Annotated in this window: 18 protein-coding genes and 2 pseudogenes; 7 read left to right on the top strand and 13 right to left on the bottom strand. The window is 59.6% G+C overall.

What is annotated here, in order from left to right; all coding sequences use genetic code 11:
- Positions 1 to 167 precede the first annotated feature (167 nt).
- From HB777_23435 to HB777_23390, 10 genes are all read right to left on the bottom strand, one after another.
- Complete coding sequence (locus HB777_23435; protein QND68882.1) at positions 168 to 1,628, bottom strand: lipopolysaccharide biosynthesis protein; 1,461 nt, start codon at positions 1,626 to 1,628, stop codon at positions 168 to 170.
- 271 nt (positions 1,629 to 1,899) lie between these two features.
- On the bottom strand, positions 1,900 to 2,775 hold the full coding sequence (locus HB777_23430; GenBank protein QND66580.1) for a sulfotransferase: 876 nt from the start codon (positions 2,773 to 2,775) through the stop codon (positions 1,900 to 1,902).
- Positions 2,776 to 2,841: 66 nt separating this feature from the next.
- Positions 2,842 to 4,161 (bottom strand): HlyD family type I secretion periplasmic adaptor subunit, encoded by a 1,320-nt coding sequence (locus tag HB777_23425; GenBank protein QND66579.1) that lies wholly within the window; start codon positions 4,159 to 4,161, stop codon positions 2,842 to 2,844.
- Positions 4,162 to 4,174: 13 nt separating this feature from the next.
- Positions 4,175 to 5,914: a type I secretion system permease/ATPase gene (locus HB777_23420; protein QND68881.1), complete on the bottom strand. Its 1,740-nt coding sequence runs from the start codon at positions 5,912 to 5,914 to the stop codon at positions 4,175 to 4,177.
- A 536-nt stretch (positions 5,915 to 6,450) separates the two neighbouring features.
- A complete protein-coding gene (locus HB777_23415; protein ID QND68880.1) occupies positions 6,451 to 7,725 on the bottom strand; it encodes an exopolysaccharide biosynthesis protein in 1,275 nt (424 codons plus the stop codon).
- A gap of 229 nt (positions 7,726 to 7,954) precedes the next feature.
- Positions 7,955 to 9,175, bottom strand: a complete 1,221-nt coding sequence (locus tag HB777_23410; GenBank protein ID QND66578.1) for a glycosyltransferase family 4 protein — start codon at positions 9,173 to 9,175, stop codon at positions 7,955 to 7,957.
- A 69-nt stretch (positions 9,176 to 9,244) separates the two neighbouring features.
- Positions 9,245 to 9,688 carry a GFA family protein gene (locus HB777_23405; protein QND66577.1) on the bottom strand — a complete coding sequence of 148 codons (444 nt, stop codon included), beginning with the start codon at positions 9,686 to 9,688 and terminating at the stop codon, positions 9,245 to 9,247.
- Between the two features lie 261 nt (positions 9,689 to 9,949).
- Positions 9,950 to 11,581: a hypothetical protein gene (locus HB777_23400; protein QND66576.1), complete on the bottom strand. Its 1,632-nt coding sequence runs from the start codon at positions 11,579 to 11,581 to the stop codon at positions 9,950 to 9,952.
- A gap of 378 nt (positions 11,582 to 11,959) precedes the next feature.
- A complete protein-coding gene (locus tag HB777_23395; GenBank protein ID QND66575.1) occupies positions 11,960 to 12,523 on the bottom strand; it encodes a transcription antiterminator NusG in 564 nt (187 codons plus the stop codon).
- A 15-nt stretch (positions 12,524 to 12,538) separates the two neighbouring features.
- Positions 12,539 to 14,635 carry a polysaccharide biosynthesis tyrosine autokinase gene (locus HB777_23390; GenBank protein ID QND66574.1) on the bottom strand — a complete coding sequence of 699 codons (2,097 nt, stop codon included), beginning with the start codon at positions 14,633 to 14,635 and terminating at the stop codon, positions 12,539 to 12,541.
- A gap of 592 nt (positions 14,636 to 15,227) precedes the next feature.
- Between HB777_23390 and HB777_23385 the strand changes: the two genes are divergently transcribed.
- From HB777_23385 to HB777_23375, 3 genes are all read left to right on the top strand, one after another.
- On the top strand, positions 15,228 to 15,644 hold the full coding sequence (locus HB777_23385; protein QND66573.1) for a hypothetical protein: 417 nt from the start codon (positions 15,228 to 15,230) through the stop codon (positions 15,642 to 15,644).
- A 589-nt stretch (positions 15,645 to 16,233) separates the two neighbouring features.
- Positions 16,234 to 17,577 (top strand): IS1380 family transposase, encoded by a 1,344-nt coding sequence (locus HB777_23380; GenBank protein QND66572.1) that lies wholly within the window; start codon positions 16,234 to 16,236, stop codon positions 17,575 to 17,577.
- Positions 17,578 to 17,794: 217 nt separating this feature from the next.
- Positions 17,795 to 18,409 carry a Crp/Fnr family transcriptional regulator gene (locus tag HB777_23375; protein ID QND66571.1) on the top strand — a complete coding sequence of 205 codons (615 nt, stop codon included), beginning with the start codon at positions 17,795 to 17,797 and terminating at the stop codon, positions 18,407 to 18,409.
- Between the two features lie 520 nt (positions 18,410 to 18,929).
- Here the strand turns inward: HB777_23375 and HB777_23370 are convergent.
- Positions 18,930 to 19,061: pseudogene (locus HB777_23370) on the bottom strand (CsbD family protein).
- A 1,197-nt stretch (positions 19,062 to 20,258) separates the two neighbouring features.
- On the opposite strand from HB777_23370, the gene HB777_23365 reads away from it, so the two are divergent.
- Positions 20,259 to 22,028, top strand: coding sequence for a type I secretion system permease/ATPase (locus HB777_23365; protein QND66570.1), 1,770 nt, complete (start codon positions 20,259 to 20,261; stop codon positions 22,026 to 22,028).
- A complete protein-coding gene (locus HB777_23360) occupies positions 22,015 to 23,361 on the top strand; it encodes an HlyD family type I secretion periplasmic adaptor subunit (protein ID QND66569.1) in 1,347 nt (448 codons plus the stop codon). The genes HB777_23365 and HB777_23360 overlap by 14 nt, the downstream gene beginning before the upstream one ends.
- Positions 23,362 to 23,460: 99 nt before the next feature.
- Here the strand turns inward: HB777_23360 and HB777_23355 are convergent, their stop codons facing one another.
- Positions 23,461 to 23,709, bottom strand: a complete 249-nt coding sequence (locus tag HB777_23355) for a hypothetical protein (GenBank protein QND66568.1) — start codon at positions 23,707 to 23,709, stop codon at positions 23,461 to 23,463.
- A gap of 132 nt (positions 23,710 to 23,841) precedes the next feature.
- Between HB777_23355 and HB777_23350 the strand changes: the two are divergent.
- Positions 23,842 to 24,223: pseudogene (locus tag HB777_23350) on the top strand (aminotransferase class III-fold pyridoxal phosphate-dependent enzyme).
- A 494-nt stretch (positions 24,224 to 24,717) separates the two neighbouring features.
- Here HB777_23350 and HB777_23345 read toward each other — a convergent pair.
- Complete coding sequence (locus HB777_23345; GenBank protein QND66567.1) at positions 24,718 to 25,155, bottom strand: Lrp/AsnC family transcriptional regulator; 438 nt, start codon at positions 25,153 to 25,155, stop codon at positions 24,718 to 24,720.
- A 131-nt stretch (positions 25,156 to 25,286) separates the two neighbouring features.
- Here HB777_23345 and rocF point away from each other — a divergent pair, with 131 nt between their 5' ends.
- Entirely contained in the window at positions 25,287 to 26,207 is a 921-nt protein-coding gene (gene rocF / locus HB777_23340; protein QND66566.1) for an arginase, read from the top strand.

The raw sequence follows: 26,207 nt of genomic DNA, 5'->3' as shown, positions 1-26,207 counted from the left end.
CACGTCGAATCTCCTTTCGGCATTTCCCTCGACCAAGGCCGGAATCTCGGCGTGCCCGACAGGGCGTCAGTTTCCGACCCCAGATCGAGCACGGCGCCGCGCGTGAAAGCCGTGACACGAAGGCCATGGCCCGCCGGTCGGGCACAAGGGTTGACTTCTATCCCTGATCAGTCTGTTGCCTTCTTCAGTCTGGGCCAGGCGGGCGCTACGGCCGCGAGCAGACGCAGCAGTGATAGGCCGTCCCGTCCAAGGAACAGCGACGGCAGGATCCAGCACAGCAGCAAGCCCCCAGCGGATGCCAGCAATGCTGTTTCGATGAGCAGGAGAAGAGGAGATAGCTGGAACTCGCGCAGCCATTCCACGAGTGCCCAGACGCCGGTCCCGACAACGCCGGCGAGCGCGAGGCCAGGCAGGTGCGCCACGAAGAAGTCCGCCCACGTCATCCCGGTCACCCGGAGGCTCAACTGTGCCATGAGGAAGAAGTTGATCCCGAAGGCGGCGCCGACGCCGAACGCCACACCTTCTATGCCCCAGTGTTGCCCTATGAAGGATCCGGCGAAGACGCCGATGGTGAAAACGGCCTGGCGCCAGGCGCGAGCGTAGACCGTGCCGGTAGCGCGCGAGACGGAATCGCTAAGCTTGTAGCTCGTGCGGAACAGCATGCTGAACGCCAGGATCTGCAGCGGGGCGACAACGCCTATCCACCCCCGTCCCAGAATGACCACAACCAACTCGGGCGCGACGATCGCCACGACCACACTGGCTGGCAGAACGAGCAGAGCGCAACCCGCGACCGCGCTGCGATAGGCACGGGCAAGCCGCGCGGGCTGCTCCTGGACCAGTGCCATGGTCGGGAACAGCACGCGATCGAGAACCTGACCGACGATGACCGCGGGCGTCGTCATGAGCTGTGACGACAGGCCGTACAGGCCGAGCGCATCGGCGCCGAGCCAGCGGCCCACGACAAGCCTGTCCGCCTGGGTGGCGAGATAATTGCACACCCGCGCAATGGTGAAGCCACTCCCGAAATAGAGCAGTTCGACGATGGCGCGCCGCTCCAGCAATGGCCGCATCGGATGCCGCTGGCCCGCGAGCAGCACGATCATGCGGATGAATTGCTGGATCAGGAGCGCGCCGACAAGCGCCCAAATGCCGAAGCCGAGCCAAGCCAGAACCGGACCGGCAACGACGTAGCCGGTAGCGAAGGCGCAGGCATCGACGAGCGCCAGCCAGCGGAATCGCAGCGCGCGCTGGGCCGCGGCCAATGCCACCATGGACGCCCCCTGGAAAAGGAATACGAAGCAGATCGCACGAACGACCGGAGCCAGATCGGCTAGTCGAAGGAGGCCGGCAATTGCCGGTGCCATCACCCAGACCAATGCGGACACAACGAGGCCGAGGAGGCACGACAAGGTGAACCCGACCCGGAGATGCCGCTCTTCCAGAACGGGTCGCTGCACGATCGCGGGAGTAATGCCAAGTCCCTGGAAGATCGCCGAAAACTTGATGATGATCAGGGCCGCGGAGTAAAGGCCGAACTCATTGGGCGATAGCAGCCGGGCCAGGATGAGAAGTGCGACAAGCTCCGCGACGGCGAGGGCGCCCATGGACAGAGCCGTCCAGAACATGCCCACGACACTTTGTTTTGCCAACCCGCGCCCGTTGTTGCTCACGCCTCTCTCCACTCCTCGGCCGGCCCAAACAGGCGGCCATTGCGTTTTCCTGGATCCGCCGAGCTACACAACGGACTTGGGGATTTGATTGCCCTCGGGCCCGATTCGCACAGGGACGAACGATCCATGATGCTCGGCGGCGCTACCGTGCCTGCACGACATCACGATCGCATCGGTCATCAGGGAGGCGTCGGCCGCGTGCCGTCCGCCGCGCCCGGCGCCTTACTCACTGAAGGAGCGAAGGGATTTCGTAGCGATAGAACTCCATCTCATCCCGGACCTCCGGTATGATAGCCGACAGATCCTTCCGTTCGAGGCGGAGCCACTTCTGCTGGCGGCCGGGGTCGATCATCTCCTTGGCCGTGCGAGCGATATCGTCGGTGCAGTTCAGTCCGCAATGTTCATAGATGCGCCGCAAGACAAACTCGGGATCCTGTATCAAATCTTCATAGCGAAAAGACAGCACGCGGCCGTTGCCCAGCCTGGCGAGATCTTCTCGAGCCTTTCGATTGCCACGCGCCCACTGGCGCGCGATCACCGTCAACTTTTCTTGCTCCTTCAAATCCCGATCTATGCCCTTGTAACGCGGCCCATAGATCGATGTATATTTTTTCCCCAATAGCCTTTTTGTGACTATCTGTCTTATGAGGTCGTTTGCGTAATAAGGAATCTGCGTGACGGGAGTGAGTTTCAAGAGCCGTATCAGGCCCTTCATAGACTTTGCCCGCTGCCATTTAAGCTCCATCGAGCTTATGTACGAGAATGGATTCCTCGTAATATACAGAAATATGGCCTCCGGAAAAATTTCGTGGACAAACGGAACGCGCAAGACATTGGCAGGCGTGTTTTCCATGATTTGTCGGTCGCCGTGCCGCGACTGGTATTCAAGGAACCGGCCACGAATGTAACGAGCGACCTTTTCGGTGGCATCGGTTTCGCCAAATTCGTCATGACGCCGCGCCGGATCGGCGTATAGCCACAATGTTTTCGGTTCGTACCAGGTAACGATGTCGGGGTGCAGCCCGATCAATTTTTGCGCAATTGTTGTGCCCGACCGATAGTTGCCGATCAGAAAAATCGGAGGTTTCAGCCCTGTTGCCATCTGACGAGTCTCCGTTGCGAAGGTGAGAATATTGCGCCGAGCCGCACGACAAGCTGGGCCGCGCGGCTATTGGTCCCTGAACGCGCGCATCATCTGGTCCGTCAAAGGCTTCATCAGGTAGGAGAGCACCTTGCGGTCGCCAGTGCGTATGAATGCTTCCACCGGCATGCCGGGAAGGAGCGAGACAGGGCCGAGTTTCTTCGAATCCTTCGGGTCGGGTGTGATGCGGACCACGTAGTAGACTTCGTTGGTGTGCTGATCGCGCGTTACGTCGGCCGCGATCATGGACACCACACCTTCTGTTTCGGGCGTCGTGCGGACGTTGAAGGCGGTGAAGCGAAGAAGCGCGCGCTGGCCGATCAAGAGCTGATCGATGTCCTGCGGAGCGGCCTTCACCTCGACCGTGAGAGTGTCGGTGTCGGGCACGATCAGCATGATCGGCTCCCCCGCGCTGATCACGCCGCCCACGGTATGGACTGAAGATTGATGGACCGTGCCGCTGGCGGGAGCGCGAATATCGATGCGTGACAGCTGGTCCTCGGCGGTGACGTTTCGCTCCTCGAACTCGGCAATCTTGGCCTCGACCTCGCGCAGTTCGCTTCCGGTCTCGCTGGAGAACTCCTTGTCCAGCTGCAGGATCTGCAACTCGACTTCGGCGATTGCGCCCTTTGCCTGCGCCATGCTCGACGCAAGTTGCGCCCGCTCGCCCTCGATGCGTGCTGCCTCGCGTTCATATTCGGTCAGCTTCGACTTGAGGGTGAGCTTCATCTTGACAAGGCTGCGGATGTCGACGAGTTCGTCTTGGATCAGCTCGATCTCCTTCGTCTTTGCCGATTCCTGGGCCGCATAGCCTTCGATCTGTTTCCCGAGCTGTTCGATGCGTTCGCGCAAGCGTGCCTTGTTGCCAGACACCTCGGTTCGACGAAGCTCGAAGAGCCGTTGTTCGCTGGCCACCGTGGCGGCAATCTCAGGGTCGTCCATTCGCGCCACGAGCATTGGGGCAAGCGTCATTCGCTCAACGCCGTCACGCTCGGCTTCGAGCCGGGACTTTCGCGCATAGAGCTCATCCAGGTTCTTTGTCACGTAAGCCAAACTGGCACGCGGAATGGTGTCGCTGAGCTGGACCAAGATATCTCCGGCCCGCACACGGTCGCCATCGCGCACGAAGATCTTGCCGACCACGCCGCCGGTCGGGTGTTGCACTTTCTTTTCGCTGGTCTCGACGACCACCGCGCCATGCGAAATCACTGCTCCCGAAATGTCCACCGTCCCGGCCCAGACTCCCATTCCGCCGACGAGCAATGCGACGACGGTCGTCCCGCCCAGCAGGTTGCGGCGAATGGATCGCCGGTTGGAAAGCGATCGGCTCAAAATCGCAGCCGTCATGTGTCCGTTTCCATCAATTCGGCAGTTGGGGTGAACTTGAAACAGGCTGGAGGCTCTCGGGCATGACCTGTGGCATCGGAAAGAGCTTGGACAGAACGCACTGTCTCGTGCCGAACATGTGCATCTGCCCACCTTTCATCATCAGCAGGAAATCCACAGTGGTGAGAATGTTCGGGCGGTGGGCCACGATCGCCACAATGCCGCCGCGCGCCTTGATTGCGAGGATGGCCTCGGCAAGCGCCATTTCGCCTTCGATGTCGAGATTGGAGTTGGGCTCGTCGAGGACGACCAGGAACGGGTCGCGATAGAGCGCGCGTGCCAGCGCAACCCGCTGACGCTGCCCGGCTGAAAGCGCGGTTCCACCCTCGCCGATCTGCGTCTCGTAGCCATTGGGAAGACCAATGATCAGCTCATGGACACCGGCAGCGCGGGCGGCGGCAACGATGGCATGTGGGTCCGATCCAGGTTCGAAGCGGGCGATGTTGGCTGCAACCGTTCCTGCGAACAGTTCGACGTCCTGCGGAAGGTAACCTATGTAGCGGCCAAGGCGCTCCGACGACCACTGATCGAGCGCGGCGCCATCCAGCTTGATGCGGCCAGCCATCGGTCGCCATGCGCCGACCAGCCCCCGAACGAGGCTCGATTTGCCGGAACCGCTTGATCCGATGATGCCGAGCACCGAGCCGGCGTCCAGGCTGAAGTCCACGCCTTGCACGATGATCCGTTGCACGCCAGGAGCGCCGATCGCGATGCACTCCACCGTCAGATTCGAACTGGGCACCGGAAGTGCCATCGGCTGAGCGTCCTGCGGCAATCGGGCGAGCACCTTGCTCAGCCTGCTCCAGCTTTGGCGCGCGGCCACGAAGTTGCGCCAATGGGCGATGGCAAGATCAACAGGTGCAAGCGCACGGCCCGCAAGGATGGAGCCGGCGATAATGACCCCGGACGTCGCCTCGCCCTGGATCACCAGCCAGGCGCCCACACCCAGCATTGCCGACTGGAGCATCAGTCGAAAGGCGCGGGCGAAGCTGCCGAAGCCTCCGACTAGATCGCTGACACGCTGCTGTTGCGTAAGATATTCGCGGCTCGCTTCCCGCCAATGGTCGTGCAGGCGCTTGCCCATGCCCATTGCCGCAAGGACCTCAGCGTTGCGGCGACTGGCCTCGGCGAAGCTGTTGCGCCGCAAACCTGTCAGAACCGCGGCGCCCATCGGTTTGCGCGTAAAGACCTCGGTCGCGGCCGTCAGCGTCACCAACACGATCGCGCCGCAAATGGCGGTGATCCCGAGGGTCGGATGAAGGCTCCAGATGATCGCCAGATAAAAGGGCAGCCACGGGAAGTCGAAGAGCGTGCTGGGCCCGGGGCTCGAGAGAAATGTGCGGATGTTGTCGAGATCGCGCTGCGGCTGCAGCCCGTCGCCCTGCTGGCCGATGTACAAGGGCAGCCTTGACACGGCGGTGAACACGCGTCCCCCGACCGTTTCGTCCAGTTCAGCGCCGATCCGGGTCATGATGCGGCCGCGCACGAGATCGATGACCGCCTGCCCGACAAACAGAACGCCGGCCAATATCGCCATGGCCACCAGAGTCGGAACGCTGCGGCTTGGCAGTACGCGATCATAAACCTGCAACATGAACATCGCGCCGGTCAGCATGAGGATGTTGCTCACGCCGCTAAAAGCCGCGACGCCCGTGAATGCTGCCTTGCAGGAGCGCAACGCATAGGCCAGTTCCGAACCCGGCGGTGGCTGGATGTCCCTTACCGAGGGTTTGGCGCGGGCGTTCGCGAACGCGCTTGGCAAGCCGCTCCTTCGCCTTGCCTTGCGGGCGGCTAGTATGAGCAGCAAGCCCAGGGTTGCGATCCCCAGCCAAACCGGAAGAGCGTCCGGGCCGGCCAGCAAGACCAGCGGATCGGAAAAATAGCGCCAGTCGGCCACGAGATCGGTCCACGGCCGCGTCGGCCAGTTCTGCCCCAGATCAACGAGGCGCGACAGAAATGCAACTCCCGCAAGCACAAGAGCGAGGAGGAGCAGGATTGCACCTGGAATGCGCGATCGGACGATGGCACGGCGGCGCGGGGCGCGAAGTAACATCTTGCGGCGCGCCGTTGCACGGAGCAGGGTTTGCTGTCTCTGCTCCGTCTCGACATGGGAATTCGCCCGGCGGAGGCGGCCCCCCACGACTGTCAATGCTGCCCTAATCATCATAATCAAGGTTCCGAAGATGAAAGCGTTGCGAGACCGCGGGCCTGAAGCAAAGCCGTGCTCGAGTAAGCGGGCATGTGTTCGTGCTATTGGCCGAGAATACTCGGCTGGAGGGCCGAGCCTTCCGCCTTTGGGGCCGCCATTGTTCCGGAAGTGTCGGGTGCGTAGAACCCTTTGTTGGCCACAATCGAAACCTCGATGACATCGCCAGCCCTGACTTCCGTATTTTCATCGGCGACGATGTCGTGGGCGACTTTCTGGTCACGCCTGAAAATCGAAATCTTCACAGAGCCTTGCAAGTCGTCGAAGGTCCTCTGCTCGCCATATGTGAAGATAAAGAGAAGCTTGTCGGCAACGTACCTTATCTGACTTTGAATTTTCCCCAGCTCGACCTGCGTATCCTGGGTCTGCGAGATCAAGTCCATCTCATAACCCTGCTTCTTTTTTCTCAGCTCACTCTCCGAATTCAGCATCGCCTGCTGCGCTTGTTCCTGCTGCAGCTCGGTCTGAGCAAGTTCGGCGCGATAGCTGGTATGGGCTCTCTCCGCCGTCATGACAGTCGAGTTGGTTATCAGACCTTTTTCCCGCAGTGATCGGGCAGATTGCAGTTCCTCGAGTTGAATGTTCGCGGTCTTTTCCCGTTCTTTTCGCGCGGCGGCGACCATATCTGCTTCCTTCCGGGCCTGATCCAATGAGACATCGAGGTAGGAAATGTCGTCCCGATACGCGGCAAGCCGGGCGTCCAACTGCGCTTGTTCGGACGCGACGATCTCGGCAATCAAGTGTCCGCCAAACTCGACTGGCGGATCCGGCGGAGCAACGAAGGACTTATCCTGTCGGCTTTCGGCCTGGAGCCGGGCGAGCCGGACCTTCAAACGATATTCTTCGATCGCCAGACCTGCGCGCGCGCTGCGGAGATCAGCTATTTGCAGGGCCGGCTCCGTGTTTCCCGCGGCGGTAGCCCGGAAGCCGCCTGCTATGGCGAGTGCATGGCGAACAGTAATTCCGGGTTGAAACGGGTACGATCCGGGATGAGCTACCGTTCCGGAAATAAAGAATGGCCGGTACTGGCCGATCTCCACTTTCACGAAAGGCTCGAGGATGAGCTTCTGCTGCTGAAATGCACGCTGAATGGCCTGCGAAAGGGCAACGCTGGTGAGGCCGCGCGCTTGGATATCACCCAACATGGGAAGTGATATCGAGCCTCGATCATCGACCACGACTTCCAGCGGATAGGATTGCTCGCCAATCACGGATACCCGCAGGATGTCACCGGTGTCGAATGTATATCCATCCGCGCGGGATGCATCCGCGGTGAGCAGAACAAAGGCAATGGCGAGGCCACCGATCAATGCGAGCACGCGGCCAGCCGCGGGTTCGTATCCGAGAAATAGTCGTCGGCCCCAATTCTTCATTCGCAAAGGCTTGGAAAGAAATTGCTGATCGGCACGCATACACATCGTCGGTACTCCGGTTGTCTTGCCTGCCGTCAGCTCCAATCGCCATTTGTCGGAGTGTGACAGCAGGGTATTCGTTCAGTTCGAGAAGTAAGCCTTGGAAATTCGCGCACCTTCGAAGCAGCAAAAGGGATCAAAATCCGTGCAGCCCTGAGGTTTGCTTTACGAGGCGGTCGCGAATTCGTGCGTCGTTTGGCCTTGCGGCCGAAAGGGCTGACTCCAGGACGGATTGATAAATCAGCTCGACCCTGTCGCACATGGAATCCAGTCCCCAGGATGAAAGGTCGGTGAGTTTCGCACTGTCAGCCAGTCGAGCGCGGCAGTGCTCATTTTGGAGAAGATCGGCGACCGCCGCCGCTGCGGCGCCCACGTCGTCCGCTGGCGTTACAATTCCATTCACGCCATGCTTCACAACCTCTTCCACTCCCGGCAAGTGCGAGACCACACTGGCTCGACCACCCGCCAGATACTGCATCATGACCCGAGGCAATCCTTCTCGCATCGACGTCAGCACACATACATCCGCCAGGCTGATCAGTCGTTCAGGCTCGCAATGGTAGCCGATCATGCGAACGTTGTTTGCGAACGGGGATCGTTCAATGGCCGATTCAACGGCGGATCGCGCTGGCCCTTCACCGGCCAGCATCAGTCGCACGTTCGGAATTCGGTCGACGACTTGCCCGAATGATTCAATGAACTCGACATGGCGTTTTCTCGGTTCCAGTGCAGCCAGCATCAGGACCACCGGTGGCTTTGGCTCTCCGGCAGCCGTCCCCAGGAGCAGATGCGGTTCTTGCGGCCATTGCGCGTTCGCGAAGCGTGCCAGATCGAAGCCGGAGTGAACGACATGGTGCTGATCGGGACTGCCCAGATGATTGGCGATGCAAATGTCGCGCATAGCCTGGCTGACATCGATGAAAGCGCGTGTGAACTTCGCGGCCAGGCGTTCGGCACCCAGAAATATCAGCCTCCGCGCGTTGCCCACATGGACGAAAGGCAAAATGTGCACGCCATGGATGATGCAAGGGATATTGGCTTCCTTGGCGGCAAGGCGGCCGACGATGCCGGCTTTGCTTTGATGTGTGTGCACGATGTCAGGCCGCCAATCGCGCATAAGGCGAGTGAGTTGCCCGAACGCAGAAATGTCACGGGATGGTGAAATCGAATTGATGAGTTTTTCCAGGGTCACTACCCGAACGGCTTGGGCAACGGACGCCCGCAAACTCGGGTCGTACTCCTCGCCGTGAACCAAAAGCACGTCGTGGCCGTGCCGCGCCTGAGCTAGACAGCAGGCCAATGTGTTCTCTTCGGAACCTGCCCGAAGCAGTCTGGTGAGCACATGAACGATCTTCATTTGCTTATACCTCAGGGGACATGAAATCCGGGGCGCATCCGGGTGAAAGGGCGAGCGCAAAATCAAATTTCACGCGGCCGCATCGACGTCCGACAGCGACTTCGGTGCCGGCACTTCAGCGTTGTGCGCCGCCGGCCGGTCGTGCTCGAACTGCTCGGCGCCGGGCAAGGCATGCAGCCAGGTCTCGCGCCTTGAGGTCCACAATTCATATTCGGGTACGAGATCGGTCGGCGCGACGTCGAGGCTGCCGATCATCACCTCAGCCTCGTTGTCGTCGATCGAGGCGACGCGGCCGCCGCAGGTCCGGCAGAAGCTGCGCGTGCCATAGGAACTGACGAGGCCCGTCTTCTCGAAGGCCTCGCGCGGCCAGATGGCAAAGGCCGAATAGGCCGAGCCGCCGGCCTTGCGGCAATCCTTACAATGGCAAAGACCAATGCGGAGCGGCGGACCGCGGACTGAGAACTGCACGCCGCGGCACAGGCAACTGCCGGTCCTGCGTATGGTGTCGGACATGGCAACCTCCCTCAATGCTTGGCGCTGCGGGCCGGGTGGGACAGGTGCTCGTCCGAAACAGAGCCATATTGGCTCGTTCGAGTCGGAGCCCCATGCCGATGCCGGGATGAGACAGCCTCTAGCGGCGCGCCGCCATCGAGCGCGAGCGCTCGGCGGCCTTTCCCCCTGGCAGGGAACACCTGTCGATTCGCGATGGCGGAAGGCCGTGCGTCAGGGTCTGTTGGGGATGGACCTCTGGCCGATGAGCCGCCCGCTCTGCCTCTACAAATTCAGCCAGATATGCCTAAAAAGTTCCCGCCCGACCGCCTCTATGCCGGCGCTCGCGTCAATGGTTTGGATGTTCTTGTCCTTCGCTCGCAGTTCCGCCATCAGCGATAGCCGCGCATCGAACGCTTCCTTCTTGATTTCTCCCGGCTTTCGCTGCTCGGAGACGGCAAAATCTGAAACCAGGTGCAAAGTGAGGTGTGGCCGGCATTCTGCCATCTTCTGATAGAGGCTCTGCTCCAGCCGGGCGAGGGCTGACAAGCCTGGGATGCTGAACAGGTGTGGTGGGATGGTTGGCCCGTCCAGATATCCCCTGCCGAGCGCTTGCGGCCACCTGTCGCAAATGACGATCAGGCCGCGCGTCGCCCATCGATGTGCACGTTTCACGACAGCGTATCGCTCAAACGCGATCAAAACTGCCCACAATGCCAACGCCGCCGCAGCAACTCCTCCCTTCGACCAATTTCGGCTAGTGGAATTGTTGCCACCTTGCTGTGCCAAGGACTTAAGGCGGCGTCTATGGGGAAAAACCAGAGTCTGCAACGCCTTGCGAAGCCACCACCCATTGCCGTCTCCGATTCCGACATATGCTTGCGCACACCCGAATTTCCATCGAAATATCTGTTTCAGCCGATCAACCTGAGTGCTCTTTCCCATGCCGTCAGGACCTATGAGCGCCACTACAAAGCCACCAGCCGCAGGCCGTCTCTTTGGTGGAAATCTGCCGGGCATCAATCGCTGAAGGGATCTCAATGCGAGATACGAGGTCTTGCGGGCCAGATGAACGCCGGCGTCGGCTACTCCGTAACGTCCTGTGAAGCCGCACATTTCCCGGATTGAACGTCGCAGTCCGGCAAGATCTCCGCGGTGGGCGACCAGACCGCCGGCGCTTTGCAGAAACCTGCAGCTCGCGATTCTCCCGCCGCCAAGCGTGTATTCCACGACGTGCAAGCCTTGCTCGCCTGACGGAAATGGCAGGCGTGCAAATTGGTCCTTCCAACCGTCCCCGATACTGATCCATTGTCTCCAAGGCAGTGCCCAGGCCCGAAAGGCGAAGCGAGCAATTGCTATCCGAATCTCGTCTTCGGGAGAGACGACCGGGATCGATACGCCGTCCACGCAAATCGACTCCCATCGTGTAATCGCCGCATGATCGAATACCGGATAGCGCTTGCGAAACTCCCAGCCGACCCGGACCCCGATATGCATGTCGAGATGGAGATAGCGGCCATGCGAAAAGTCGGGCAGGAACCAGTCCTCTCGGCCGGCGCAGACATTGTCGTAGCAAGACAGGCTCACGCTGCGACAGCCGTGCAGCTTGCTCACGATCGAGCAGAAGGCCGGGTAGTCGTGTTTGTCCAGAAGGACATCCAGATCGTCTCGGCCCGCAAGTCCATATTGCAGGGATGCGAGATCCTGAATTATTCCGTACTTCAGACCGCTCTCATTGAATGCTCGAAACAATTCTGTGGCGATCGGCAGGGACGGCACCGTCTCGAGGGGCAGGAAGGGGGCGCTTCCGTCGGTTTGTGTAAGACCTGCATCTGCTTTGCTGCCCGACGGGCTTGTGCCAACCACCCTGGCTGGCGCTGGAACACTCGCCCCCGGCGTCAACGTTTCGGTCAGCATGCTTGCCTTGGCCTCTGGAGCCCAGCGACGATACTGTTGCGGCTGCAGGCCATCCCGAGACGCTCCAAGGTCCGCGGGACGATGGCTTCCGGGTTTGGATTTCCGTGAAGGTTGCAAGGGGTTTCCCCAGTTGATCGCGTCGATAGTCAATCGCTCATCGTCGCTGGAAAGTCGTCGAATTGGCGCCATATCCATCCATTGGCGGCTGACTGGCGGGACGTAGCATCCAATGTTCTCAATGCCGGCCTGAAGGCTGGGATGTCGGCTTTTGCAAGCTGCCGCATCGAGGGTGAATTGGGTGCCAATTCATCCCTCCTTGCCCGGTGGTCTCGGCATCTTCCGAGCAAAAATTGTTAGGTGAAAAATAACGCATAGACTTCAAGAAATTACCGAAAGTTTATCCCGGTCGATCGTAATTGGAATCGACCGGTTCATAATATCAAGGAGAATTCTGACTGCTCCAGCATTTCCAACATGATCAAGAACACCAAGCTGGTCCAAGAACGGTCCGTCTATGACCCTAACCCTTTGGCCTGGCTTCAATAGAATGTCGGGGTGCAAAATACCGTCGTCATCGGTTGCTGAGATCAAAGACTCAATCACACCATATGGCGCCGGTGTCGGCATACCTTTGCTCATGACGAGTTTCCGGACGCCGACGGTCGAGTTGATGGGGTACCAGCTCTGCTGATGAACAGCCAGCGAGACGAACAGATAGCAGTCGAAATACGCACTGGAGACGGTTCTGACAATGCGAGCGTGGCGAACGGTTCGTCTTCGCTTGGGCAGATAGGTTCGGAAGTTTTGCGACAACAGGTGCCTCTCCGCCAAGCTCTCGGAATGTTGGTGCGTCTGGACCACGCACCAACGCGCGGAATCCCCGTCGTGAATTTTTTCTACCGGCTCTTGAGGGCGACTATGAGATAAGTCAGCGTGCAGCATGGCGAAATATTTTCTCTAGTTGAGATAGTAACTGTCAGAAACACTACTTTCCAAGGACGTGTAGCGGCCATATTTTGGCAGCTTTGGTTCGTCCACCATTGTCAGGGCGATGCCGGCAATCTTGGACCGGCCGCCAAGATGGCGAATTCCTTCGGCAACGGCCTCGCGCGAGGTTTCACGCCACTTCACGACAAAGAGAACTTTGTCGACATACCTCGCTAGGATCGAGGCATCGGCCGCAGGTCCAACAGGTGGTGCGTCAATGATCACCGTGTCGAATCTCCCGCGAAGCTCGTCGAGGACTGAGCGCATTCGCGCGGAAGCAAGAAGGGCAGGCGGGTTCCGGGTCCTTGCGCCGGCAGGGAGGAGGGAAATCCCCGAGCGTTCGTCCCGATGAATTGCGTTTGCAGCCCTCATCGGTAAAGTCAGAACGTCCACCAACCCGACCTTATCCGCCATGCCGAAGAAGGCCGTGGCAGCAGAAAGCCGCAAGTCCGCATCGACGACCAGAACCCGTTCGCCGTCGGCCGCGGCGGAGCAAGCCAGGCTCAATACCAGGGTTGTCTTTCCTTCGCCGGGCATCGCCGATGTCACCAGTATGAGGCGCGGCGAACGGATCAGGTCCGGTGTTGCCTCGATACCCAGGCGGAGCCGCCGCACGGCTTCGCTATACCTGGAGAGTGGTCTGCGTTCGAGATAGGCCACAGGTTGGGCTTGGGACTGGGCGTCTCTCGACCAGCCCGGCATTCTTGGCATGGACGCAAGAACCGAAACGGCCAGCTCGTCCTCTATCTGCTTCTTTGCCATGAAGCCGGAAGCGAAAAGTTCACGAAGAACGGCGCCGGCGCCCCCGACGAATAAGCCGAGGACAAGTCCCAGGGCAGCAAAAAGAGGCCTGTTCGGGAAACTTGGCGAGACCGGAACACTGGCATTGGTGATCACCCGTACGCCGCTGTTGAGGAGGGTAGACTTCTCCTCGGTGAGCTTCGCGCGTGACAGGAAGGTCTCGAAGAGTTCCTTGTTCGCGGCGGCGATCCTCTCCAGGTCGCGCAACTGGACGCCAACCTGACCTTCGATTTCGGACCGGTTGGATACCGAGTCCATAGCCCGAGCGAGAGAGGCTTCCCTGGCTTCGGCGGCGTCCACTTCATTCTTCAGATTGCCGGTGAGACGCTGGACTTCAGCGGCGATCTGTCCCTCGATGTCGCTGCGCTCGGCCTGAGCCGTCATGACATCCGGATGCCGTTCGCCATACTTCAATTTAAGATCGGCTTCCCGCCGACTAACCAGAGACAACTGAGCCCGAAGGGCGCTGACCACAACGGATTGCAACGCGCCAGGCATCGACTGGATGTCGCCTCCACTAGCCTGCAACTTGTCAACTTGTTGGTATTGTGCCCGTTTCTCCGACAATTCGGCGCGCGCGTTGATTAACGCGATATTCAATTCGGACAGCTGCTGGTCAGTCAAGCTGCCCGCGGCCGTCGCCAACAAGTTGTGATCGATACGAAACTTCTGGACAACTTGTTCAGAACGACTGAGTTCTGCCCGCAGATACGCGGCGCGATCGCTGAGCCATGTGGAGGCCTTCTGGACTCCTTCGTAACGGGATTTGACTCGATCAGCGAGATACGCTTGGGCAATCGCATTTGCCAGCGATGCTGCTTTCGCGGGGTCGTACATGCTTGTATCGATTTGAATGACGTTCCCAAGCCCGACGCGCGAAACTCCCAGCGAGCCCTGGAGCCATGCCAACGCTGCCGGCCCGATCTCAGGGTCTTCCGTCAGCTTTTCGCTGTCAACCACCTGCTGAAGAAGTGAAGCGGATCTCAGGACTGCGATCTGGCTTTCGATAAATGTTGGATTGTCGGCAAAGTCAGAATTGGAATAATCTTGCGGAGTCATATAGTCGATCGGGGCATCCAGCAATATTTGTGCAACGCCCGTGTACGATGGAGGAATTACATAGGCGGCACTAACAAATAAACAGAAGGTGATCGCTGCAATGCTGAACACCAACTTCCATCGGCGGAGGAAGAAATCAAGGATCTCCCTGACGTCGAGCGGTAGAAACTCCCGGTTTATGAGCGGATTGTCAGTTGGACTTGCCATTTCCGAATCCTTGCGATCAGCAGCACAACTCACCCCCTCCAGCGTTGGCTGGTTGGCTGAATGGCTTCAAAATAGTTCGGCCAGTTAGCTGTCAAGCGCGCTCAACCGCATGAAATGTAAGGGTTCGCCCCCTGCCATCCGGCAAGTCCCAATCGCTTTCTTCCGCCCAACCGACCGATCCCGTCACCGGTCAGCCGGAAACATAACAGCTTCGCGGACATCGTCGCCATTACCATTATTGAGTAGTAAATCGGCTAAAGGTCGATCTGGTCTACCCGACAAGCCTTTCAGACCTTAGGACATTCGCCGGGAAATCTGTCGCTCTTCCGGGAGGTCTAGAACGCCACCACCGACCACGATCAGGCGCGCAGGGAGAACCTACGCTCCCAGGCGCCGAGCAAGCGGCCGGCCTCGTCCAGCCTGAGGTTGATATGGATACTTATAGTGACGTTGTTCCGGGGCTTGTGGCTTGGGCGGTCAGCAGACCGTTGTCCATTCTGATGCTGTCTGCAACCTGGCCGTTGATGCTTCTTCTGAATAAGGGCCGGTTGCTGGCCTACGGGGCCCTTGCCTTTTTATTGGAGCCGGGGCCTTGATTGTATTCGGCATCGAAAGTCCCGCAGGAGCAGCCGTTGTCGTTTTGGCCTACAGTTTGCTGGTTTCAGTTGCCTTGCTTTCCGCCTGGAAGCGACTTGCCCAAATCGAAAACCGCCTTGCATCGGTCATATCAGCACTCGACGACCTGGAGGTGGCCGAAGAAAGATGGCAGACTTACAACGCCAAACGTGCCCTGCGACGCCGGAAGTCGGCAGCCAAGCCAATGGAGCAAATCGTTTCGACCGGCGCAACGGAGGGTCTCGATAGAGATACCCAGCTGATCGCCGGCCCGTCTTGGCAAGAATTGCAGGCTCCCGATCCGCGAGTGGGATTGGCTACTCCGGTTTCGGCTCCACCCGCGGTACCCGACGGACTTTCGGAAAAGCGTCAAACAGGGCTGCCATCAAGTTGAGCGGTTCTGTTTCGCGAGGGCTCTAATCGGCTGAAGCGACCGCAAAGTAGCGGTGACGTTCGCTGAGCGCGGCCTAGAAAAGATGTTCGAAGGCGAGCGATCGGTGGCTGCCGGAAGTCCCAGGGCAAGTAGCTGAGGCCATTCCGGTAGCTGGATTATAGGAGCCGGCTTCGATCGAGATGACCAGCGCTGGTCGACTTTCATCCCAATGGTTCACACACTCGCTGCGAGCGGGACGAAAGTGCGCGATCGCCCTGGAAGTCGTTTTGTGCCAGGGCACCACGACGGATCCACCCAAAAGTGGTAAGGCTGTACCCAACAGTAGTAAACTGCAACGCTAATTGGCTGAAAGGACAGCGGGAACTTTTTGTCCAATTGATGGTTTGCAGCTTCAGGTTGATCGAAGGGGCGATCATGGGTGGGGCTTTTAGGACAAAATGGACTTATCAAAACAGGCTTTTGGGCTAGCCCGTCTTATGCACGACGTTGCGTCTGAGAGGTTGGCGGATGTAGCCTAAGCGATTGATTTAGCGTAGGATTCGGTTGTCTAAGCCAACCCTGCCACCGCCTCTCGCGAGCCACACCCGCCATGACCGATGATACGTTGCTGCCGCTCTCATTTCCAGCCGTTGGACGCAAGAAGATCACAGCTGCGTTTGACGGCGGACGCATCACCTCGGATGGTGGCGTCATGCTTTTGGCAGCGGCCGAGCGACGCCTGCAACTGGCCGACAGGCTGGCCGCCGCGATCCACGATCCGCGCGATCCAGCGCGGGTGACGCACGCCATGGCCGACATTGTGCGCGCCCGCATCTTTGCGATCGCATGCGGCTACGAGGATGCCAACGATCTCGACCGGCTGCGCACCGACCCGGCCTTCAAGCTCGCCTGCGGGCGGCTGCCCGACAGCGGGATTGATCTGTGCTCGCAGCCGACATGCTCGCGCCTCGAGAACCTGCCCGACCTGCGCACCGTCATCCGGCTCGGCTGGGTGCTGGTCGATCTGTGGCTGTCGAGCTATGCCGCGCCGCCCAAAAGCGTCACGCTCGACATCGACGACACGGTGGATGTCGTTCACGGCCATCAGCAGCTCTCGCTGTTCAACGCCCATTACGACGAGCGTTGCTTCCTGCCGATCCACATCTACGACGCCGCGACAGGACGCCCGGTCGCCATGATCCTGCGTCCTGGCAGGACCCCGGCGGGCAAGGAGATCCGCGGCCATCTGCGCCGGCTTGTCCGGCGCATCCGCGCCCGCTGGCCGACCACCCGCATTCTGATCCGCGGCGATGGCCACTATGGCCGGGCGCAAGTCATGGCATGGTGCGAGGACAATGCGGTCGACTACCTCTTCGGATTGCCCGGCAACAAGGTTCTCCAGCGTCTCGTTGATGAAGCCGCCGACGATATCCGCACCCGCCGCGCGCTCGAGCAGAAGCCGGTGCTGCGCGGCTATGCCGAGACCCGATACAAGGCGAAATCCTGGAGGACGGAACGCCGCGCCTGCGCCCGCATCGAGGCAACCACCCTCGGCCTCGACATCCGCTTCGTCGTCACCAATCTCGACAAAGGCTCCGCCGAGCATGTCTACGATGTGATCTACTGCGCCCGCGGCCAGGCCGAAAACCTGATCAAGATGCACAAGAGCCAGCTCGCCTCCGACCGCACCAGCTGCCGCTCACCGATTGCCAACCAGGTCCGTCTCGTCCTGCACACCGCCGCATACTGGTTGATGCTCACCCTGCGCGAGGCAGTGCCCACGACCCATCATCTGTGCAACGCCGAGTTCTCTACACTGCGGCTCAGGCTTCTCAAGCTCGGCGCCCGCGTCACCGAAACCGTCTCGCGCATCCGTCTGGCCTTCGCCGCCGCCTGTCCCGAAGCAAGTCTGTTCCGAACGATCGCCATCACGCTGCAGCCCGCAGGGCCATGAGCGCCGGGGCATCAAAGCCCCACCGAACCCGATACCTTGACCCTCCAGCGCGTTCCAAAGTCCAGTCTCAGCTGCGGTGAAAAAGACGCCTCACACCTTCATGACCGAACGCCAAGCGGCAAGGAACCAGGCCGCTCGTGAATAGGACGGGCTAGCGAGGGGACCTACGCTTGCTGACGCGAGCTGGGAAAAGGGCTTCTCTGTACTGCCGGGAGCTGTGCGCCGCCATTATCCAGCGAACACGACGATTGCACGCGAGCATCAGGCCAGATCCCTTATCCTGGTAGTGACTGCGGGATGGGCCGCATTCGCCAAGACATTGCCGAACGGCTCGCGTGTCATCGTCGATTTTGCGCTTCCTCGCGAAATTGCCTTGATTGAGTTCAGCGGAGAAGGGGGCGAGACGGTAACGGCTCTTTCCGATGTGACTGCGATCGAGCTGATCGGTCCTGTCCATACTTGTTTATCGCGCTATCCGCAGGCCATTTGCGAGACTATCCTGCTGGCTGAGGCAAGGCGGTACTCCAGGGTTGCGGAACATCTGGCAGGAGTCAGTAGAAGGGATCCTGTGGAACGCACGGCTCATTTTCTTCTTGAACTGGCCTACCGCGCACATCGATCAGCAACGACCTATCCGGACCGCTTTGAATGCCCGCTGACGCAGGCTGAGCTGGCCGACGCGTTGGGGCTTTCAGCTGTGCATGTAAGTCGCGTGTTGAAGGATTTGCGAGAAAGCGGGTTGGCTTCATTCCGCAATGGTGTGGTCGAGTTGCATGACCATGCGGGACTTATCAAAACAGCCGGATTTGATCCGTCTTACATTTCGAATTGATCTCAAGCGTAGTGCTGGTCTCCGCCCCGCAACTGGATCGATCCTCTGGGTGGTCAACGCCACCCTCTCGCGCTTTTTCCGGTCGGTAACGCACCGAGCCGTAAACGCTACCCAGAGCGTAAGGGAAATGGCCGGTGCGGGTGGGTAACCCTCCGGGGGACGTGAGGACCGCACCGGCCACTACGGCGGGCTTGGGGTTACGCACCCGCATTTGTCAATTTACTAGCACATTAGCAACCGCGCAATTAAGCCTATCGGTGGTACCCGGTATAGGGGAGTGCTGATATCGGGATAGTTCGGCCGCCATCTGCCTTGACGAGCTTTCTTTTCGAGAACAATTTTTGTCATGTCCAATCCGGTGAGATGGTCCGCGCCGATCGGCAGGCGCGGGCGACCGACCAATCCACGCTTCCCGATCAGCGGCAGCAACTGCTGCCCTTTACTGCGGGCACCTGGGAAGTCCGGACCAGAACCGGACTTTCAAACGCAATTGGTCCGAACGCACGGTCGGAATACTGTCCTACCAGCCTTGCCGACCATACCAGTCGTCAACGTCCTTCCGCACCTTCTCGATACCCTTAGGGGCCTGGATTTTGCTTTCGAGCTGATCGCGCTTGCCGGCGATGCGGTCGAGATCATCATCAGTAAGCTTGCACGGGGGAAAACGACCCGCTTCGCCGGCTCCTTCTTGACTTAACCAGCCTTGCTGCCAGACCACTTTGCCTTTGCCTTTGCCTTTGCCAGCGCCGGTTCGTGGCGGCTTTTGCGAGCCGGAGCTTTTCGGAACCAGATCGTCTGGTGCAGCTCGCCGCCTAGTTCTTTTGCGTTGTGAGCTCATCCAAGTAGTGGAATGGACTGAACGCCATATGAGCTTGTAGCGTTCTCTTTTGGGCGCGCAGACTGGGGAGCCGTATGATACCCCTACAAATCAAAGAGTTGTTGGAAATTGACGCGTACCGGCGAACCATCAGGACGCTCGACCACGCCTATGACGTCGACCTGGCAAATGCTTGCACGCCCGCGGAGCGGGAAAAGGCTGAGTACCGACATTATTGGGAAACGTTCCTATACTATGAACAGATTGCGGAGATAAAAACGCGGCGACTGCTCCGGAAGGCGGATCGTCTCAATATCCGGATTAGCAACGAGGGCGACAACAGCCCAATGTGGCGAAGATCGTCCCAGCTTAACAGCTGGATCCTGACGCCACTTGGTTATTCTGACGTCCAAAATATGATCCGCCAAGAATGTAAAAACCGCCGAGAGCACGCCACCACCTGGGCTAGCGTGATCGTCGGCCCACTCACCCGGCTAGTGTCTGTTTGGCTGGTTGCACGCGGGCAGTAAGCTGCACAGCGCACGGCTCTTAAGCCAACTTGCGCATCCAGCGTGAAGGCGCATGTCGCTGCCCGGTACGTGGCGCGCCTGTGGCTGAACCAAGCTCGCCCAGACATCGTCAACGATAAGGAGTTTGGGATGGTACAGGGTGGGCTGAAATTCGAATATCCGAACGCCGGCTTGGAGCAATGCGCCCCAGAAGTAGCGCGAGCTCAGTCAGCCCGGCAAGGAGGCAAAGGCGTCGGGGGGCGTCGCGGGCGAGTGCGGGAGCAGCTCCAGGGAGGACGGTTGGGATACTCAAGACCCTAGCGTCATTGTCTCCGTGGCACCGACGTGATCGCAGCTCCTCTACGGGTGCTATCGCGACGTGATGCTCATGCTTTGTGATCTTCAGCAGAGTCGCAAGGGCTTCACCATGGCTATCAAAAGATGCGCAACCGATAGCATGACAACTCCGCATGATATATAAAACTTGTCTAATATGATCGCTTGTCCGAGGGGCACGTTCGGGATGCCCAGTTATTCGAACAGAACGGTGCTATCGAGAAGCGTGGTCGAAATGGGCCTCTTCTCCGCGGTGATGAACACCCTGGTGTTAATTCTGCCCCTCTACATGCTGCAGGTATATGATCGGGTTTTACCTGCAGCCAATCTGGACACTCTCACCTACCTGACCTTACTTGCGCTTTCGTCGCTCTTGCTCTTCGGAGTGCTCGAAGTCGTTCGGGGGATATATGCGAGCCGGCTCGCCGCGCGGCTCGATGTTGCGTTGGGTGGATCGTCTTTTCTCGCCGCAATGAGCGGCCCCCGCGCTGGGCTCGGCGATGTCCAGGCCTTGCGCGACTTGGCCACCCTGCGGGGGTTCATCGCTTCGCGAACCATTTTCTTTCTCTTCGACCTTCCTTTCGGGCCGATCTTCGTGGGCCTCCTCTATTTCATCCACCCATTGCTCTTCCTTGTAACGGTCGTCGGAGCGGTTCTCATGGTGTCCATCGCCGTGCTGAATCAGGTCTCGAGTTCGAGGCCCGGCAAGGAGGCGGCGGAGAATCTCAATGCCTCAATGAATTCGGCGCAGGCCTTCGCGCGAAACTTCGAAACGGTCCGTGCACTCGGCATGGTGTCCAACGCGATAGAGTTCTGGGGTGCCCGTTTTTCCGCCTCGCTGCACGCCTCGGATGGGCTCGCTCGCATCAACGCATTCTATGGCGGTGTGTCTCGCACCACGCGATCGGTACTGCAAATCGCGATACTAGGCGTCGGCGCTTATCTGGTTCTGCACAACGAGATGACCGCCGGGATGATATTTGCGTCCTCGATGATTTCCGCGCGCGCTTTGCAACCTCTTGATCAAATCGTTGGAAGTTGGCGGCAGATCACCGACGCCAATCTTGCATGGAAGAGGCTTTCGGCTTCCCGATCCGGATCGGGCGAGCAGGAAAACATAGCATTGCCGGCCCCTGAGGGAGCGCTGAGCGCGGATCAGATAGTTTATCATCTTCCTGGATCGGCCGACGGCGCGCTGCCGCTCATAAAGCGGGTGACCTTCGAGGTCCCCGCTGGAGAAACCGTCGCCATCGTCGGCCCAAGCCAGGCCGGAAAATCGACGCTGGCGCGGCTTATCGTCGGTGCCATTCAACCCCGTTCTGGCGCGATCCGCATCGATGGCGGCGATATTCGAAACTGGGATCCCGAGCAGCTCGGCCATCATATTGGCTACCTTCCGCAGGATGTCGAACTCTTCCCAGGAACGATCGCCCAGAACATTTCGCGCTTTGAGCCCGATGCAGCCGACGAAAAGTTAGTCCGGGCGGCCCAGCAGGCGCAGGTGCATGAGCTCATCCTGGGGCAGAGGAACGGATACTCGACTGTGATCGGCCCCGCTGGCGTTCGTCTCTCAGGCGGGGAGCGTCAACGCATTGGCCTTGCGCGCGCCTTTTACGGCGATCCCAAGATCCTGGTGCTCGACGAGCCCAATGCAAATCTTGACACCTATGGCGAAGCCGCGCTCGTGCGCGCGATCATCCAGGCACGTTCACGAAAAACCACCGTGCTTGTCATCACCCACCGACCGTCGCTCGCAGCCAAATGCGATCGGCTACTTATGCTGCGCAATGGCCAGGTCGAGATCTATGGTTCGACCAAGGACGTGCTCGACAAACTTGCCGAGCGACAGGGCCAAGCCACATCGCCCGCAGCTTCCCAGTCCCGTGACAACGTAGGAGTGGTGCCTTTCCCGTCACCGACACGCGTGGAGATAAAGGTCGCCAATGACGGTTCCTAGCCAAGCCATCCAGACGGGCGCCAAGACGTATCGCTGGCAACGCGACGTCGATACACGCACCGATCGGATCACGCTGGCGGGGTATGGAAGCGTGGCCGTTTTCTTGCTCGGCTTCGGATTCTGGGCAGCCACTGCACCGATTGCAGGAGCAACGATCGCGCCAGGGGTGGTAGCAGCAGCAGGGCAAAATGTCATGATCCAGCACCTCGAAGGAGGCGTGGTCAGCAGCATCAAGGTCCGGGAGGGCGACAGGGTCTCAAGAGGCCAGGCCCTGATCGTGCTCGATCCGACGGTGGCGCAGTCCCAGCTCAACCGCGTTCTCAAGCAATGGGTTGCCCAAAAAGCTGACATTGCGCGGCTTGAGGCAGAGCGGGACGGCCTCGAGAAAATTGTCTTGTCCGGTGATCTCGGAGCCTATTCAGACGCTTCTGAATACAGCGATGTCTTCGGAGAGCAAAATAAGGAATTTCAGGCTCGGTTGGCGCGCTATGCCGCAGAACAGGGGATTTTGAAGCAAAGGGTAACGGCCCTCCAGGACGCGATTGTCGGGCTAAGGGCTCAAAAGAAGGCAGCGGAAAATCAAATCGCGATCGTCAGCGGGGAGACGGAGCGAAAAAAAGACCTGCTGGAAAAAGGACTCACAAATCGTTCGGAATACACCGATCTTCTGCGCAGCACCGCCGAGTTGGTAGGCCAGGCAGGGTCTCTGGAAGCGCAGATCGCTAGCTCGGCGACGCAGACTGTGGAAGCGCGTCAGCAGATTGAACGACTTACAACCAGCCGGGTCGAGGATGCCGTTACGGAATTGAACAAAGCACGGGCGCAGGTCGCGGATCTCGAGGAACAAATCAACGCTGGTCGATCGGTTCTCGACCGGACGACCATCCGGGCGCCGGTGGACGGCATCATCGTTAGATCGCTCTACAATTCCCAAGGCAGCGTCATCCGTGCTGGGGAGGTGGTGATGGAGCTTCTGCCGACCACGAACGAGTTCATTGTCGAGGCCAGGATAAAGCCCGAAGATATCGACTCAATCCGGGTGGGGCAGGACGCAAATATGATGTTCACGGCGCTCAACGCGCGTACGACGCCGAAAGTGCCCGGAAAGGTGTTCTACATTTCGGCGGACCGGCTGATCACACCCAGCACGGGACTGCCTTACTTCACCGTACGGCTTAAAATGGCCGACAAGTTACCGCCGCAGATCAAGCCCGAGCAGATCTATCCAGGCATGCCGGTCGAAACATTCATCTCAACCGGCGAGCGAACGTTTCTGGCTTATCTGACCAAACCTCTGGTGGATTCGTTCCAGCGCGCCTTCAGGGAGAGGTAGGCCGGGCTGCTTCTCCTGGATATCGCAAGTTTCAGATTTGAAGCGGACGCCGGGCCAATCCGGCGCACGCTTCACGTTGGAGCCCTGTTGCCTTCTCCGTCAGACGAAGTGGAGGTCATCCGCTGGATTCCGGCCAGTGCCGTCGTCGGCAACTGTGAAGCTGTCCGCATCGTAAGCGCCGATGTCCGGTGCTGAACCAAATATCTCGAGGTCTACCTTGTCATCATTGGTGATGCCGGCGATGCTTCCGCTGAAATCGAATGAATCGTCCAACCGCAATGTCCCGACAGCATCCGTCCCGAAGATGACGTCGGCGGAAGAGGCGGCGTGAAACTCAAGCTGCGACATGTTTCCGATGATGGCATCGCCGTCGCCGGTAACTTGACCGCCTATCGTGACGTCGCCGCCATTGGCCCAGATCAGCCCGGTATTGGCGACACCCGACCCTGTTGACTCCAGCGTTCCTGAGTTGATAACGGTGCTGCCTCAGGTATCGATGACCAGCGCGTGCTGATCGAGGAGCGTAACATTGTCGGCAATGCGCACGATCAGTGCGCACATGCAGGCAGGGTTGCGTAGACTAGTATCCCATCCGCTCGTCGGAGAGGTGCGGCGCCGGTCTGATCGCGGCTGTCGAACTGGTCGCCGACGAGGCCAGCAAGGCGCCATGGGGCAAGGCGGGCGCGCTCGGCGGACTGGTCAACGGGTTTCTGCAGCAGAATGGCGTGATCTCGCGCAACATGGGTGATGCGATTGCCTTCTGCTCGCCGCTGATCATTACCGAGACCCAGGCCGATACACTATCGCTGCTTTCGAGCGGTCGCTCGCCGCCACCCTGCCGCAGGTTCGGCCGCCGGGATGAACAAGATTTGTGATTGCCTCCGAGTTTGATGTGCCTGATCGAACAGCTCGGCGGGACAGAAGAAGTCAATCCTGTTCGTGTAGCGGAACCATACGGAACAATACGGGAATACTTTTGATTTTGGCCCACGAAAAAGTCAATTAAATCAAGGAGCTTGGCACATCCTCCGGGCCCACCCAATCTCAGTACCGGACGAGGATGACGTTTGACACAGCGCGGCGGAAAGAAGCAGGATAGCTGATAGAGTCGACATCGCATATTGATGTCACTATATAGCGGCGGCTTCGACCGTGTACCTTTGGTTGTGCCCGTGAAGCAGTAGGAAATGTGCTACGTATTGTGATACAAATCGGTGGTCGTGGCCGAGAAAAAGCGAATAGAAACAAGTACGTAGGGTCGCAAGCGATCCCAGCCAACGCTACCATCCGATTGATAATCCACACAGGCACGACATCCACCGAGGCACCCGCCGACCTCAATCCACGCAGCCGTGCTTAAAGACGGGCTTTCGTGCTGCGCGGCGTGGCCAGCAGCAGGCTCGTCTCGCTGCCGGTGATACCGGGCACCAGGCGAATTCGGCGCAACACCGCATCGAACTCGGTGAGGGTTGCCGTGTTGAGCTCGACCACCAGATCCCAGCGGCCATTGGTCGTATGAATCGTAGCGACTTCCGCAAAGCCGCCAAGAGCGCGGATCACCCGATCGGCCGCATGGCCTTCGATCTCGATCATCATGATGCCCCTGACGGCCGAACTGATCGCTTCGGCGCGCAAGATGACCGTATAGCCGATGATCTCGCCGGACTGTTCAAGCCGCTCCATTCGCGAGCGTGCCGTGGCGCGCGACACGCCAAGATCCGCCGCCAGGTCGGAGATGCTCCGCCGCGCGCTGTGGCGCAGGAGCGTGATGAGTTTCTGGTCGAGAGAATCCACAATTGTCCAATATGTCAGCCTGATATCTCAAAACGATAACTCTTACTGCTGGTTTTGCCAATCAGCTCTATTCATTCTGCCGGCAGCATACGGTTCAACACCTCCTAGGCTCATAGAGGGAGAGTGCTTGCATGAACTGCAACATATTGGGTGCGCCGGTGCAGGACGGCGCCGGCCGAATGGGCTGCGAAATGGGACCGAGCGCCTTGCGCACGGCGGGGCTGGTCGGCGCCCTCAGGGACCTTGGCCATGCGGTTGCTGATCTTGGCACCGTCGCGCCGACGCCGGTGCGCCCGATCGCCCATGGCAATTTGGCGCTGAAGGCGCTGCCGGAGATTTCAGCGTGGACAGCGGGCATCGCGGATGCAGCCTATGCCGCCAGCGCCGACGCCATGCCGATCTTTCTCGGTGGAGATCACTCCATCTCCGCTGGAACCCTGTCGGGACTGGCCCGTCGCGCGGTGCAAACCGGCAGGCCGCTATTCGTGCTGTGGCTCGACGCGCATCCCGATTTTCACACGCTCGACACCACTGCCAGCGGCAATTTGCATGGCGTGCCGCTTGCCTATGCCAGCGGTCAGCCGGGCTTCCATGGCTATTTTCCGGATCTGCCGGAGCGGATAGACCCGGCCCGCATCTGCACATTGGGTATTCGCAGCGTCGATCCGGCCGAGCGGCAGGCGCTGCGCGCCGCGGGTGTCACCGTGCACGATATGCGCGCCATCGACGAACATGGCATCGCGCCGCTTCTGGGCGCCTTTCTGGACCGGGTGACGATCGAGAATGGCCTGCTGCATGTCAGTCTCGATGTCGACTTCCTCGATCCGTCGATCGCTCCCGCGGTTGGCACGACCGTTCCGGGTGGAGCAACATTTCGCGAAGCGCATCTGGTCATGGAGATGCTCTCGGACAGCGGCTTGGTCAGCAGTCTCGATCTGGTCGAACTCAACCCCTTTCTCGACGAGCGCGGCCGCACCGCCACACTCATGGTCGACCTGACGGCAAGCCTGATGGGCCGCCGTATCATGGACCGGCCGACCAGGAGCTTTTGA

The sequence above is a fragment of the Mesorhizobium loti genome, from assembly GCA_014189435.1.
GTDB lineage: Bacteria > Pseudomonadota > Alphaproteobacteria > Rhizobiales > Rhizobiaceae > Mesorhizobium > Mesorhizobium loti_G.
Note: the sequence above shows the minus strand (reverse complement) of the source record. Positions and strands in the feature narration are given on the sequence as shown.

Bases quoted from the DNA above. Each gene is read 5' to 3' on its own strand.
- HB777_23435 (QND68882.1), bottom strand. From the start codon at position 1,628: ATGTTCTGGACGGCTCTGTCCATGGGCGCCCTCGCCGTCGCGGAGCTT.
- HB777_23430 (QND66580.1), bottom strand. From the start codon at position 2,775: ATGGCAACAGGGCTGAAACCTCCGATTTTTCTGATCGGCAACTATCGG.
- HB777_23425 (QND66579.1), bottom strand. From the start codon at position 4,161: ATGACGGCTGCGATTTTGAGCCGATCGCTTTCCAACCGGCGATCCATT.
- HB777_23410 (QND66578.1), bottom strand. From the start codon at position 9,175: ATGAAGATCGTTCATGTGCTCACCAGACTGCTTCGGGCAGGTTCCGAA.
- HB777_23405 (QND66577.1), bottom strand. From the start codon at position 9,688: ATGTCCGACACCATACGCAGGACCGGCAGTTGCCTGTGCCGCGGCGTG.
- HB777_23400 (QND66576.1), bottom strand. From the start codon at position 11,581: ATGCTGACCGAAACGTTGACGCCGGGGGCGAGTGTTCCAGCGCCAGCC.
- HB777_23395 (QND66575.1), bottom strand. From the start codon at position 12,523: ATGCTGCACGCTGACTTATCTCATAGTCGCCCTCAAGAGCCGGTAGAA.
- HB777_23390 (QND66574.1), bottom strand. From the start codon at position 14,635: ATGGCAAGTCCAACTGACAATCCGCTCATAAACCGGGAGTTTCTACCG.
- HB777_23380 (QND66572.1), top strand. From the start codon at position 16,234: ATGACCGATGATACGTTGCTGCCGCTCTCATTTCCAGCCGTTGGACGC.
- HB777_23365 (QND66570.1), top strand. From the start codon at position 20,259: ATGCCCAGTTATTCGAACAGAACGGTGCTATCGAGAAGCGTGGTCGAA.
- HB777_23360 (QND66569.1), top strand. From the start codon at position 22,015: ATGACGGTTCCTAGCCAAGCCATCCAGACGGGCGCCAAGACGTATCGC.
- HB777_23355 (QND66568.1), bottom strand. From the start codon at position 23,709: ATGTCGCAGCTTGAGTTTCACGCCGCCTCTTCCGCCGACGTCATCTTC.
- rocF (QND66566.1), top strand. From the start codon at position 25,287: ATGAACTGCAACATATTGGGTGCGCCGGTGCAGGACGGCGCCGGCCGA.